The organism is Variovorax sp. YR750 (assembly GCF_900109805.1).
GTDB classification, from domain to species: Bacteria; Pseudomonadota; Gammaproteobacteria; order Burkholderiales; family Burkholderiaceae_C; genus Variovorax; species Variovorax gossypii.
Window position 1 is genome coordinate 286,273 of the sequence record NZ_FOBJ01000005.1, and the last position, 12,800, is coordinate 299,072.

The 12,800-nt window shown below is 67.7% G+C and carries 10 protein-coding genes; 4 read left to right on the forward strand and 6 right to left on the reverse strand.

The window, feature by feature from the left end; all coding sequences use genetic code 11:
* Nucleotides 1-180: 180 nt before the first annotated feature.
* From BMY35_RS12895 to ntrC, 3 genes are read left to right on the forward strand one after another with little or no spacing between them, the layout of a single operon-like run.
* Nucleotides 181-699: a hypothetical protein gene (locus BMY35_RS12895; protein WP_093199115.1), complete on the forward strand. Its 519-nt coding sequence runs from the start codon at nucleotides 181-183 to the stop codon at nucleotides 697-699.
* 6 nt (nucleotides 700-705) lie between these two features.
* Complete coding sequence (glnL, locus tag BMY35_RS12900) at nucleotides 706-1,785, forward strand: nitrogen regulation protein NR(II) (protein ID WP_093199118.1); 1,080 nt, start codon at nucleotides 706-708, stop codon at nucleotides 1,783-1,785.
* A 27-nt stretch (nucleotides 1,786-1,812) separates the two neighbouring features.
* Nucleotides 1,813-3,357 (forward strand): nitrogen regulation protein NR(I), encoded by a 1,545-nt coding sequence (gene ntrC, locus BMY35_RS12905; protein ID WP_093199120.1) that lies wholly within the window; start codon nucleotides 1,813-1,815, stop codon nucleotides 3,355-3,357.
* A gap of 28 nt (nucleotides 3,358-3,385) precedes the next feature.
* Here ntrC and BMY35_RS12910 read toward each other — a convergent pair whose 3' ends face one another.
* The 5 genes from BMY35_RS12910 to BMY35_RS12930 all read right to left on the reverse strand — a co-directional run bounded on the left by BMY35_RS12910 (nucleotide 3,386) and on the right by BMY35_RS12930 (nucleotide 10,971).
* Complete coding sequence (locus BMY35_RS12910) at nucleotides 3,386-3,919, reverse strand: hypothetical protein (protein WP_093199646.1); 534 nt, start codon at nucleotides 3,917-3,919, stop codon at nucleotides 3,386-3,388.
* Nucleotides 3,920-3,923: 4 nt separating this feature from the next.
* Nucleotides 3,924-4,709 (reverse strand): exodeoxyribonuclease III, encoded by a 786-nt coding sequence (gene xth, locus BMY35_RS12915; protein WP_093199123.1) that lies wholly within the window; start codon nucleotides 4,707-4,709, stop codon nucleotides 3,924-3,926.
* A 366-nt stretch (nucleotides 4,710-5,075) separates the two neighbouring features.
* The gene (locus BMY35_RS12920) at nucleotides 5,076-8,168 is read right to left on the reverse strand and encodes a bifunctional diguanylate cyclase/phosphodiesterase (RefSeq protein ID WP_093199125.1); all 3,093 of its coding nucleotides are present in this window, start codon (nucleotides 8,166-8,168) and stop codon (nucleotides 5,076-5,078) included.
* Nucleotides 8,165-9,184 (reverse strand): TRAP transporter substrate-binding protein, encoded by a 1,020-nt coding sequence (locus tag BMY35_RS12925; protein WP_093199649.1) that lies wholly within the window; start codon nucleotides 9,182-9,184, stop codon nucleotides 8,165-8,167. The genes BMY35_RS12920 and BMY35_RS12925 overlap by 4 nt, the downstream gene beginning before the upstream one ends.
* Nucleotides 9,185-9,540: 356 nt before the next feature.
* The gene (locus BMY35_RS12930) at nucleotides 9,541-10,971 is read right to left on the reverse strand and encodes an MFS transporter (RefSeq protein ID WP_093199127.1); all 1,431 of its coding nucleotides are present in this window, start codon (nucleotides 10,969-10,971) and stop codon (nucleotides 9,541-9,543) included.
* A gap of 136 nt (nucleotides 10,972-11,107) precedes the next feature.
* Here BMY35_RS12930 and BMY35_RS12935 point away from each other — a divergent pair, with 136 nt between their 5' ends.
* Nucleotides 11,108-12,031 carry a LysR family transcriptional regulator gene (locus BMY35_RS12935; RefSeq protein ID WP_093199130.1) on the forward strand — a complete coding sequence of 308 codons (924 nt, stop codon included), beginning with the start codon at nucleotides 11,108-11,110 and terminating at the stop codon, nucleotides 12,029-12,031.
* 109 nt (nucleotides 12,032-12,140) lie between these two features.
* Here BMY35_RS12935 and BMY35_RS12940 read toward each other — a convergent pair whose 3' ends face one another.
* Nucleotides 12,141-12,794 (reverse strand): TetR/AcrR family transcriptional regulator, encoded by a 654-nt coding sequence (locus BMY35_RS12940; RefSeq protein WP_093199132.1) that lies wholly within the window; start codon nucleotides 12,792-12,794, stop codon nucleotides 12,141-12,143.
* Between the last annotated feature and the right edge of the window lie 6 nt (nucleotides 12,795-12,800).

Below are 12,800 nucleotides of genomic sequence, written 5' to 3' on the forward strand. Positions count from 1 at the left end.
TGCGGCCCGGCAGAGCCGGTTCCGCGGTATCTCCCGAAGGGGCAGTGATTGGGGATGTAAGCCTGATGGGTTATGGAAGGACGGCCTGGCCGTCCTTTTTCTTTGGGGTGGAACATCTGGTCACTTTTACCGTCGAATTGCACGAAAATGCCCCTTTGTCGCCGCTCTCCACCGATACACATGAAGACAGCTTCCCTCATCTTTCTGGCCGGTTCACTGATCGCGCTGCCGGCGCTCGCGCAGGAGCGTGTCTGGCGTTGCGGCAACGAGTACACCAACAACGCCACCATCGCGCAGCAGAAGGGCTGCAAGATCATGGAAGGCGGCAACGTCACGGTCGTGCAGGGCACGCGGGCGTCTGGCGGCGGTTCCGCTTCTTCCTCGTCGTCGGGCGGTTCGTCCGCGGCGCGTTCGCCGGCAGGCAGCCCGCGCGTGGAAGGCGTCGACCAGCGTGCCCGTGACGGCGAGGCGCGTTCGGTGCTCGAGGCCGAGCTCAAGAAGGCCGAGGCGCGTCAGGCCGAGCTGCAGAAGGAATACAACAACGGCGAGCCCGAGAAGCAGGGCAGCGAAGGCCGCAACTACCAGAAGTACCTGGACCGCGTCGCCGAAATGAAGGCCGAGCTGGCGCGCAACGAGAGCGACATCGCCGGCATCCGCCGCGAGATCGCCCGGCTGCCTGCCAAGCAGCAGCCTCAGTAAGACGTCATGGTGTTCGGGAAGAAGGCGGCCGGCGCCAACTCGCGCTTCCAGTCCTTCGACCTGCTGTCCACGATGATCGCCGTGGTCAACAGCAACGGCTCCGTGCTGTTCGCCAACGCAGGCCTCGAAGACGCACTGGGCACATCGCGCCGCACCCTCGAAGGCTCGCAGTTCGGCGCATGCTTCCATGAGCCGCAGGTGCTGCGCACGGCCATCGACGGTGCCAGCAGCAACGACTTCGCCACGCTGCGCTACGAAGCCTTCCTGCGCCGCGTGAACCACGAGCTGATGCCGGTGCAGGTGTCCCTCGCGCACGGCGAGAAGAAGGGCGAGCTCATCATCGAGATGTCGCCGCTCGAGCAGCAGGTGCGCCAGGACCGCGAGGAGCGGCTCATCGACCAGGCGCAGGCCAACAAGGAGCTCATCCGCAACCTCGCGCACGAGATCAAGAACCCGCTGGGCGGTATCCGCGGCGCGGCGCAACTGCTGCAGATGGAGGTCGAGTCGCGCGACCTCATCGAGTACACCCAGGTCATCATCCACGAGGCCGACCGGCTGCAGACGCTGGTCGACCGTCTATTGGCACCGCACCGCCGCCCGCACGTGGTGGGCGACGTCAACATCCACGAAGTCTGCGAGCGCGTGCGCTCGGTCATCCTCGCGGAGTTTCCGCGCGACCTGCACATCGAGCGCGACTTCGACGTCTCCATTCCCGAGTTCCGCGGCGACCGCGAGCAGCTCATCCAGGCCACGCTCAACATCGCGCACAACGCGGCGCAGGCGCTGGCCGAGCGCCGCGCGGCAGGCGACGCGCAGATCACATTCAAGACGCGGGTGGCCCGCCAGGTGATCTTCAACAAGCAGTGGTATCGATTGGCATTGGAATTGCATGTAATCGACAATGGACCGGGTGTGCCGGACACGATCAAGGACCGCATCTTCTATCCGCTCGTATCGGGCAGGGAAGGCGGGACCGGGCTGGGATTGACGCTTGCACAAACTTTTGTGCAACAGCATCACGGCGTGATCGAGTGCGACAGCGTCCCGGGCCGAACCGATTTCAAGATATTGATACCGCTGCCCTAGCGCAGCCACCGGCAACAGAGGAGATGCATGAAGCCGATCTGGATAGTTGATGACGACCAATCGATTCGCTTCGTGCTCGAGAAGGCTCTGCTGCGCGAAGACCTGCCCACGCGCAGTTTCACCAACACGCGCGAGGTGCTGGCAGCACTCGAACAGGCCGCCGACGACGATCAGCTGGCGCCCCAGGTCCTGGTGAGCGACATCCGCATGCCCGGCGGCTCCGGGCTGGATCTGCTCGACAAGATCAAGGCCCTGCATCCGGGCCTGCCCGTCATCATCATGACGGCGTTTTCAGACCTCGACAGCGCCGTCTCAGCCTTCCAGGGCGGCGCCTTCGAATACCTGCCCAAGCCCTTCGACCTGCCGCGCGCGGTCGAACTCATCCGTCGCGCCGTCGACGAGAGCCAGCGCGAGGAAGTGGCGGAAGAGCGCATGGTCGCCGCCCCCGAGATGCTCGGCCAGGCGCCCGCCATGCAGGACGTGTTCCGCGCGATCGGCAGGCTCTCGCAAAGCAACGTCACGGTGCTCATCACCGGCGAATCGGGCTCGGGCAAGGAGCTGGTGGCGCGTGCGTTGCACAAGCACTCGCCGCGCGCCAACGGCCCGTTCGTGGCCATCAACACGGCAGCCATTCCGAAGGACCTGCTGGAGAGCGAACTCTTCGGCCACGAGCGCGGTGCCTTCACCGGCGCGCAGACCATGCGCCGCGGCCGCTTCGAGCAGGCCGAGGGCGGCACGCTCTTCCTCGACGAAATCGGCGACATGCCCTTCGACCTGCAGACGCGCCTGCTGCGCGTGCTGAGCGATGGCCATTTCTATCGCGTGGGCGGCCACAACTCGGTGAAGGCCAACGTGCGCGTCATCGCGGCGACCCACCAGGACCTGGAGCAGCGCGTCAAGCTCGGCGGCTTCCGCGAAGACTTGTTCCACCGCCTCAACGTGATCCGCCTGCGCCTGCCGGCCCTGCGCGAACGCGGCGAGGACGTGCCCGCGCTCACGCGCCACTTCCTGCAGGTGAGCGCGCGCCAGCTCGGCGTGGAGCCCAAGCGCATCTCCGATGCAGCATTGGCCAAGCTCGCAGCGTTCAATTTCCCGGGCAACGTGCGCCAGCTGGAGAACATCTGCCACTGGCTGACGGTGATGGCGCCGGCCCAGCTGATCGAGGCGAAAGATCTGCCGCCGGAAGTGATGGCGGGCGGCGGCAGCGCCGAAGCGCATGCGGCATCCGAAGCACCGGCCGTTGCATCGACCCTGACGGCGCAGCCCGCGCCGTCGTTCCCGGCGTCGGGCGGCGAATCGGCGCCCCTGGTGCATGCCGTTTCCGAACCCGCCGAGGCCCATGCTCCCGCAACCGGCACCAGCAACTGGGAAAGCGGCCTCGAGGCCGAGGCCCAGGCCCTGCTGGCTGCCGGCCGCACCGACGTGTGGGACGTGCTCTCGCGCCGCTTCGAATCGAGGCTGATCCTCACCGCGCTGGCCAACACGCGCGGCCGCCGCATCGAGGCCGCGCAGAAGCTGGGCATTGGGCGCAACACCATCACCCGGAAGATCCAGGAACTCGGCATCGAATGAAAAAGGCCCCTTCAGGGCCTTTTTTCTTTCAGCGGCTTCTTTGCCCCTGGGTCAGCGAATCGATCTGGAACTTGTCGCTGCGGTCCCAGAGCCAGGTGTCCACGTAGGTGTGGCCGCCCAGCTTGCCCGGACTGGGCAGGGGCGACGCGGCCTTGATCATCTCCGCGATCATCGGCGCCACCTCCGGCGCGTGGCTCGGCGTGCGGCTGAAGGTGACGTTCGTCACCTTGCCCGTCGCGTCGATGTCGGTCTCGACCACCACCACGGCGTACACCAGCGGCGGAAGCTTGCCCTTGTAGATGCGGTTCGCGTACTTGTTGTAGATGTGGCGTGCGCCGATCTTGCGGTAGGTGCGTATCGCGGGCGTCTGCGCGGTGATCAGACGCACCGTCGGCACATCGCGGCTGTCGGTCGCCGTCTCGCCGGAGGGCGTGGTCGCGGTGGTGCCCTTGTCGCCTTCCCCGGCCTTGTCGGCCGGCTTCAGCAGCGAGCAGGCCGCGAGCGACAGCGCCGCTGCTGCAAGCGCCAGATGACGGCCGGTCCGAAGGAGCGTCGAGCGCATGGGGTCAGGCACCACGGTCGAGGTCGAGCACCACCGGTGCGTGGTCGCTCGGCTTTTCCCACTTGCGCGGCACGCGGTCGATGATGCAGCCCTTCACGCTCGGCACCAGCGACTCGCCCACCAGGATGTGGTCGATGCGCAGGCCGCGGTTCTTCTGATAGCCCAGCATGCGGTAGTCCCACCACGAATAGCTCTTCTCGGGCTGGTCGAACATGCGGAAGCTGTCCTTCAGGCCCAGGTCGAGCAGCGCCTTGAAGTGGTTGCGCTCCTCGGTCGTGTGGTGGATCGTTTCCTTCAGGCCCACGGGGTCGAAGCTGTCGCGATCCTCGGGCGTGATGTTGAAGTCGCCCAGCAGCACGAGGTCGGGGTTGCTCGCAAGCTCCTGGCGCAGCGCGTCGCGCAGGGCATCGAGCCACTTCATCTTGTATTCGAACTTGTCGGTGCCCGGCGCCTGGCCGTTCACGAAGTAGCCGTTGACCACGCGCAGCGGGCCCGAGGGCGTCTCCACCGTGGCCGCGATCACGCGCGACTGGTCGTCGCTGAAGCCGGTGATGTTCCTCACCACGTCGCGCACCGGCGCGAGGCTCAGGATCGCGACGCCGTTGTACGTCTTCTGGCCGAACACCGCGGCCTCGTAGCCGGCCGACTTGAGCACGTCGAGCGGGAATTTGTCGTCCGTCATCTTGAGCTCCTGCAGGCAGAGCACGTCGACCGGGTTGGCGATGAGCCAGTCGAGCACGTGCTGCAGGCGCGCGGTGAGGGAGTTGACGTTCCAGGTGGCGATTTTCATGAGGCTCTCGGAGGTCCTGATTTCAAGGGGATTTCGTTGTTCTCGATCTCTTGCTGTCACCGCATGCCCAGGCAAGGCACCCGTCTTGGCCGGGGACGCTGCAGTATGGCGGCGGCGCGCGGGCGGCCAGCTTAGCAAAAGCACTGGATTTCCCCGTGGCACGCAGGGTAAGCAGGTGAAACGGAGGGAGAGAGAAGGCAGGGAGGGCGGCATTGCCCGCCGGCCGGTGGTGGACATCTTGTCCCGGGCGAGGCTGCGCACGAACAACATGCCGAGCCTTGAGGAGCAGGGGAGGCGCGGCCGGCGCACGAGGGTGAATGGAGCCGTGATCCCGGAATGCATCCATTCGCCACGCCAGGCGTCTGCCTATTGCGGCAGGAATGCGGGATTCGATGCGGGAAGCTCTCCATCCAGCTCGCGTTCGTAGATTTCCAGTGGCTGTGGCACACCGAACAGGTAGCCCTGGCACAGACCGCAGCCGTGGCGCACCAGGAAGTCGCGCTGCGCAGGCGTCTCCACGCCTTCGGCCACGATCTCCAGTTCCAGGCTGCGCGCCATGCCGATGATGGCCTGGATGATCGATTCCACCTTCGCATCGAGCCCGATGCGGTGCACGAAGAACTTGTCGATCTTCACCTGGCTCAGCGGCAACTGGGTCATGTAGGACAGCGACGAGTAGCCGGTGCCGAAGTCGTCCATGGAGAACCGGATGCCGAGCGCGGCGAGCGCTTCCATCTTTCCGATCGCGTCGGCCACCTTCTCGTGCAGCAGGCTCTCGGTGAGCTCCAGCTTGAGCTTGCGCGGATCGGCGCCGGTGCGTGCCAGCACCTGGCTCACCTGGTCGACGAAATCTCCCTCGCGGAACTGCCGGGCGCTCACGTTGACCGAGAGCTGCAGGTGCTGCCGCTGCGGGTCATCGCGCCATGCCGTGAGCTGCCTGCAGGCTGTCTCCAGCACCCACAGGCCCAGCGGAATGATGAGCCCGGTGTCCTCCGCCACGTCGATGAACTGGCCCGGCAGCAGCAGCCCGCGCACCGGATGGTGCCAGCGCACCAGCACCTCCGCGCCCACCACCCGGTTCTCGCTGGTGACCTGGCTCTGGTAGTGCAGCACGAACTGCCGCGCCGCGATGGCGGCGTGCAGTTCGTTTTCCAGCGCAGCACGCGCGGTGATGCGGGTCTGCATGTCCGCCTCGAAGAAGCGTAGCGCATTGCCACCGTCCGCCTTGGCGCGGTACATGGCGATGTCGGCCTGCTTGAGCACCTCCTCGATCGAGGCCGCATGGGCATCGAACAGGCAGGCACCGATGCTGCACGTGCCGTGATGGTGCTGCGCGCCGAGCTGATAGGGCTGGTTCAGGTGCGCGAGGATGGCAGCGCCCACGGTCTGGGTTTGCGAGGTGGCCACCGCGACCTGGTCGCTCAGGTTCTCCAGGACGACCACGAACTCGTCGCCGCCCAGGCGCGCCACGATGTCCCCCGCGCGCAGACGACTCCTGAGCCGCTGCGCCACCTGCTTGAGCAGCAGGTCGCCGACATCGTGGCCGAGCGCGTCGTTCAGCGTCTTGAAGTTGTCCAGATCGAGAAAGAGCAGCGCGCACAGCCCCGGGTGCCGCGCGGCGTCGCCGGTGGCCTGGTGGAGCCGGTCGAGCAGCTGCCGCCGGTTGGGCAGGCCGGTGAGCGTGTCGTAGAAGGCCAGATGCTCGATCTCGCGTGCCGCGCGCTTGCTCTGCGTGATGTCTCGCAGGATCACGATGAAGCGCGCGCAAGGCGCCTCGGTCTTGCCGGCGGGATCGTCGACCGTTTCATCGACTGTCTCGTCGACCGACTTTCGCGATGCGGAGATCTCGAACCAGGTGCGTTCGCCGTTGTCGCGTCGCTCGAACTGGCGTCCGGCCGAGTAGCCGTTGGCGTGGGCTTCGCGCAGCGCGGCCATCACGTGCGAGGCGGCCGCGGCCGGCAGCAGTTCCTGCAGGGTGCGGCCCACGGGGTTCTCGAAGCCGGCTGCGGGGAAGGGCACGCGCGGCGCGTGATGGCCGTGGCAGCGGCCCTCCAGGTCCACCTCGAGCAGCAGGTCGGGCAGGGCGTCGAGCGTGGCCTGCAGCTGCGCCTTGCTCTCGATGATGGCGGCCGTGTGGCGACGCCTCTCGGTGATGTCGTGGTAGACGCAGACCAGGCCGCCGTCCGGCGTGCGGCTGCGTGTGGCCCGGATCACCTGGCCGTTCTTCAGCAGCGCCTCCTGCTCGGAGTGCGGCTGCGTCATCTGCGGCGCATTCAATGCCGACCAGCCGGCGGGCCCCCGGCCGTGCACCACATGCTGCGCGGTTTCGTCCATGATGCGCCGAAAGGGCAACTGCGGCGCGATGATCGATTCGGTCCACGGGAACATCGCGACGAAGCTGCGGTTCCAGGTAAGCACGCGGTGCTCGGCGTCCAGCAGGATGAAGCCATCGACCATGGATTCCAGCGCCTGGTCCTGCGTGGCCTTGGACCGCACCAGCTCCATGCGGGAGCGCCATTGCCGGCGCAGCTGGACATGGGTGAAGCGCGCCACCGCCACGATCATCAGAGCGATGACCGCACCGGTCCACGCGATCAGGTCCCGCTCGCGACGCCAGTCCCGCAGCGCCGCGCTCAGCGGCATGCTCGCCACGATCAGCAGGTTGCGGTGCAGCGTGGGACGGGCCACCACGATGGCCGGTTCGCCGCTCAGGCGCGCGGCCATGCGCTGCGGCTTGCCGTCGCTGGTCTGCTCGTGCAGGGCCGGCTCGATCTGCCGGCCGCCGAGGTCGTCTCGCGGCGGCAGGCTCGCCAGGAGCGGGCCGGCGTCGCGTTCCAGCGTGACCTCCAGGTCGCGCACGCCGGTGCCCTGCGTCATGATCGTCGCGAGCAGCGACAGCTGCACCTCCGCCACCGCCAGCATGCGCGAGCCGTCCGCAAGCGTTACGGCGCGGGCGAAGTACAGCACCTTCTGCGAGGTCACCGGGCTGATGGCCGGCGCGCTGATCGCCAGTGTCGAGACGGGCTTGGCCAGCACGCTGTCCACGAAGCCCGAGGGCAGGGCGAGCGGCAGGTGGCTGCCGCGCCGGTCCGACGAGGCAGCCACCGCGCCGCGCGCATCGACGAAGGCGACGTGGCGCACCAGCAGGTTCTGCCGCACCATGTTCTCGAGCAGCTGGTGCGGAGCGGGGCTGCCCGCGTCGTCGCCGGCGCTGGCGGCCTTCGAGCCGCGCAGGATTTCGTTGGCGCCCGCGAGCAGCATGTCGACGCTCAGCAGCGCGCGATTGAGTGCGGCCTCGGAGCCGGTCACGAAGCGGACCGTCTGGTTCTCGTGATCGGTGATGGCCTTCTGCCTGGCCTCCCAGACGATCACGGAAGCCACCGTTCCCACGGTGACGAGGAAGGCCAGTGCCACGCCATAGATGATGGCGGTGATGCGGCGGGGGAATCGCGGTGTCACTGTGCCGTAGCCCGGGCCTGGATGCCGACCACCGGTGCGAGCGTCTGGTTCCACGCCGTGGCGCACACCGGGCCGCAGCGCTGCACCCACCCGGGCAGCACGCGGGTCGCGAAGATGTCTCGGCGGCGGGCCTCGTCCTGCGGCGAGGGCCGTACGGCCAGCATGCGCCCCTTGGTGGGCCTGCTGCAGCCCGCGGCGCCCGTGTTGCAGGCGATGCCTTCCTCGGTTTCGCGCTCCGACTGGGCCCACACCGCGGTTTCCAGCCGCGGCAGCTCCTTGCGCAGCAGCGCCTGAAGGTCGGGCGGCAGCGCATCGAAGCTCTCGCGGTTGGCGGCGAAGACCGCCACGCCCCAGTTCAACGGCATGGCATAGAGCACGCTGGTCACCTGATGCAGGCCCAGCGTGTGCCCGGACATGGTGCCGGTGACGGCGCAGTCGGTGTTGCCCGATTTCATGTTCGTCATGATCTGCGAGAACTCTGTGTACACCGGCGTGCCGCCGAGCGCGGTGATGAAGTCGGCCTGCGTCGAGCTGGACACGCGTGTGCGCCTGCCCGCGAGGTCGCCGAGCTGCTGCATCGGCTTGCTGCAGAACACCACCTGCGCCGGATAGATGTAGACCGCCAGCACTTCTACGCCATAGCGTTCGCGCAACGCCTGCGACAGGTAGGGGCGGAATGCACCGACCACCCGGCGCAGCGTGGCGATGTCGGGGTTCAGCCCGGCCATGTCGGGAGCGCCGAGCTCCGGTAACTGGGTGGATATCTGGCTCATCAGCGCCGTGCCGAAGGGCACCACGCCCAGTTGCATCAGGTTCAGCATTTCCTGGCCGGGCACGCCGGCACGGTCGAAGGGCACGATGCTGGCGGTGTAGCGCCCGCCGGACAGCGCCGCGAGATCGCGCGTCCAGAACTGCTCCTCCTGCCCCGTGTACTGCGTGACCCCGGCCAGCCCCCCGACGATACGCAGGCGCTGCACAGGCGCCGTCTGCGCATGGCACAGCGATGCGACGAACATCAGAAGCGCGACGAGGTAGGCCAAGGTGACGCTGTGCGAGCAGGGCGGGGCAGCGCCCGGGTACGGGGGAGGAAGTGGATCGGTGAACTTCATCATGGCACAGGAACGCCGGGCAGCGACATGCCGGGGCGCCACGTGTTGTGTGGCGGGGACGCTTGCATTCGAATGACAACGAGCAGATGCAGTCGCACTCGACCGCGTGGAGGCCGCAGCCTGCTATCCCTGCAGAGTCCACAAGGCAATACCGGAATCGTTTAATGGGCAGTCTGTCCGAAAGCTGCCTGTAATGAGGCGAAATGGATTGGCGTGCCAAGAGGCGTCACAGTGACCAAATTTCAGTCTCTGTTCGCGGACGATCACGCAGCCGCAGATCTGCCCGGACTCCTGAGCAGGCTCACCACGCTTCCTGCCAGAGCCGCCGATGCAGCCATCGCCAGCCCCAGATGCACGGCGCTGTGCGAAGGCAGCAGCCCGAACATCAGGCTCATCGCCAGGCTGCCGAGTGTCAGCCCCGTGAGCCGCGCCGTCCCTTGCGCTCCACCGGCCGCGCCGCTGCGCTCCTTGGGGGCGGAGAGCAGCATGTTCTGGTTGTTGGGTGTCTGGAAGAGTCCGAAGCCGAAACCGGCGAGGCTCGTGAAGAGCGCGATCGGCAAGGCAGGGTTGCCATGGATCGGCCACAGCGCGCACAGCGCCAGGCCTGTCGCGAGAAACGCGCTTCCGGCCGCGCAGAGCCAGGCTGTCGGCACTCGCTGGGCCAGGCGCGCGGACAGCGGTGCGGCCAGCATCACCGCGAGGGGCCACGGCGTCATCAGGAGGCCGGTGGTCGCGGTGCTCTGGCCCAACTCGTGCTGGATGTAGAAGGGCAGTGCCACGTAGCTCGCCATCTGGCCGGTGAAGCAGCAGACGGAGGCGATGACCGAGATGCGGAAGGAGTGCACGCGCAGCAGGTCGAGCGGGACGAGCGGCGCCTTCTTTGTCATCTCACGGCGCACCAGCAGCACCATGCAGGCGATCGCCAGCCCGAGCAGCGCGCCGCCATGCAGCAGGTTCGACGGCAGCCGGTCGCTCCCGAGCACGAAGGAGGCGAACATGATCGCGTTGAGCGCGATGCTCCAGAGGTCGATGCGGTCCTGCGACGGCGCAGGGCGCGGCAACTTCGCGCAGGCGGCCAGCACGAGGATGCCGATCGGAAGGTTCACAGCGAAGAGCCACGGCCAGCTCGACGTGGAGAGGATGAAGGCGCCGATGGAAGGGCCTGCCGCGGTGGCACCCGCGATCGTGAGCGCATTCCAGCCGATCGCGCGCGCGAGTAGTCGGCGTGGATAGGTGAAGCGCAGCAGCGCCAGGCCGAGCGGCATCACCGCCGCCGCGCCCAGCCCCTGAAGGCATCTCGCAGCCACGAGCCATGGCAGCGATGGAGACATCGCGCACAGCACCGACGCCGCGGTGAAGAGCGCGACGCCGCCAGCGAACACGCGGTGATAGCCCAGCCTTGCGCCGATGGCCGAGGCGGGCAGCAGGAACATCACGACCGCGAGCTGGTAGGCCGTGATGATCCAGACCGCATCTGCGGGTGTCGCATGCAATTGCCGCGAGATGCTCGGCAGCGCGACATTGGCGATCGCGCCGTCGAGCACGACGAGGGTGCCCGCGCCCAGGATGGCGGCGACGGCTGCGATGCGCCGCGGCAGCGGCAGGCCATCGGCATCGTCCGCCGCCTGGGTATCGGCGTTGCGAGGGCCGGTGGAAGAGGAGGTACCGGATCGAAGGGGAGGTGAGAGCAGCATGGGAGTGACCTGAAGAGACGCTCGATTGCGTCGGCTCAGAATAGGACGCCATGAGGCGCCGGCCCAGAGCGCGGCGTGCAGGTTGTTCCTGCATGCCGCGCCTGTCGGGGTGTGCGGCTCTGTGCTAGCGTCGGGCATGCCGGACGCCGACCTCAACCTGCTGACCGCGTTGAATGCATTGCTTTCCGAAGGCACCGTTGCCAAGGCCGCCGAACGCATGGGATTGAGCGAATCGGCCATGAGCCGCACCCTGGCGCGGCTGAGGGAGGCGACCGGGGATCCGCTGCTGGTACGCGCGGGACGCGGCATGGTGCCCACGCCGCATGCGCTCGCACTGCGCGACCGTGTGAGGGATCTGGTGCAGGAGTCGCACGCGGTCCTCCAGCCAGCCGACGCGAGCATGGACCCGCGCACGCTCCAGCGCCTCTTCACCATACGGGCCAACGACGGTTTCATCGAAGCCTTCGCGCATGTGCTGGTGGCGCGCGTCGCGCAGGAAGCGCCCGGCGTCCGCCTGCGCTTCGCGCCCAAGCCCGACAAGGACGTTCGTCCGCTGCGGGAGGGGCTGATCGATCTCGATGTCGGTGTCCTGGGCGAGTCGGGGCCGGAAGTGCGCATCCAGGCGCTCTACAGGGACCGCTTCATCGCCGCGGTGCGCGAAGGTCATCCCCTGCTGGCCGAAGCCGAGATCACTCCCGAGCGCTACGCCGCCTGCGACCACGTGGTCACCTCCCGCCATGGCCGCACGGAGGGCCCCGTGGACGTGGCTCTCGCGGCGATGGGACTGGCGCGCAACGCCGCGGTCGTCGTGCCCAGCTTCGGCACCGCCTTGTCGATAGCGGCAGCAACCGATCTGGTCGCGCTGATACCTGCCTCGTACTTCGAGCGCCTGAGAGCGCAGAGCACGCTGCGTTCGTTTCCGTTGCCCGTGCCCGCGGAGCAGATCACCATCTCGCAGATGTGGCACCCCCGTCTCGATCGGGACCCTGCGCATCGATGGCTGCGCGGGATGGTGCTGGAGCTGTGCCGGACGCTGACCGAAGGCGGGGCTGCTTCCTAGCCGGCCGGCTTTTCCTTCTCTGAAGCGCCTGCAAGGCTTCATCCCCATGCCGGGGATCGCGAAGCCCTGACGAGCCGAGGCTGGCGCAGCCTGGCCCGGCATTCGCAGGCTACCGACGCAACGGGTTCGATGCCGGTTCGAGCTGGGGTGTCTCCGCGGCGGCCCCTTTCATGAAGAGCTCGAGGCACAGCGGAGAAACAGGGCGTTGCGAGTGAGCCGGCTCGCTCGCATGTTCCGCCAGCATGGCCCTGCCGACGGCGTGCAGGCTGCGCGCGACGGCCATGGGAGCCAGGCCGGCGCGCAGCTGGCCGCGACGATGGGCGATCGTCATCACGCGGCCCAGGCGTTGCACGGTGCGGGCCATCGTCTCCTCCAGTTGCGCCAGCGGGGCCCCGCCCAGTTCCGACCGCACGCCGTGGCCCAGCACCAGCTGCACCTGCTGCCATTGGTGGGTGGCGCTCACGCATCGCTCCATCTGCCGCCACAGCTGCAGGCGCAGCAGCCGAAGCGGCAGCGGATGCTCGCGATAGCTCTCGATGTCCGGGCCGATGTCGAGCGGCCATTCGAGTCCGGAGATCACTTCCGAGACCAGCGCCGGCTTGTCCGCGAAGTGCCAGTACACGGCGCCGCGCGTCACTCCGGCGCAGGCGGCCACGTCCTCCAGCGTGGTCGCGCGCACGCCGCGCCCGGCAAATGCGGCCAGCGCCGCTTCGACGATCCGCGTGCGCGTGAGCTGTGCATCAAGCTTCGTCTGCCGTGCCACGAGCTG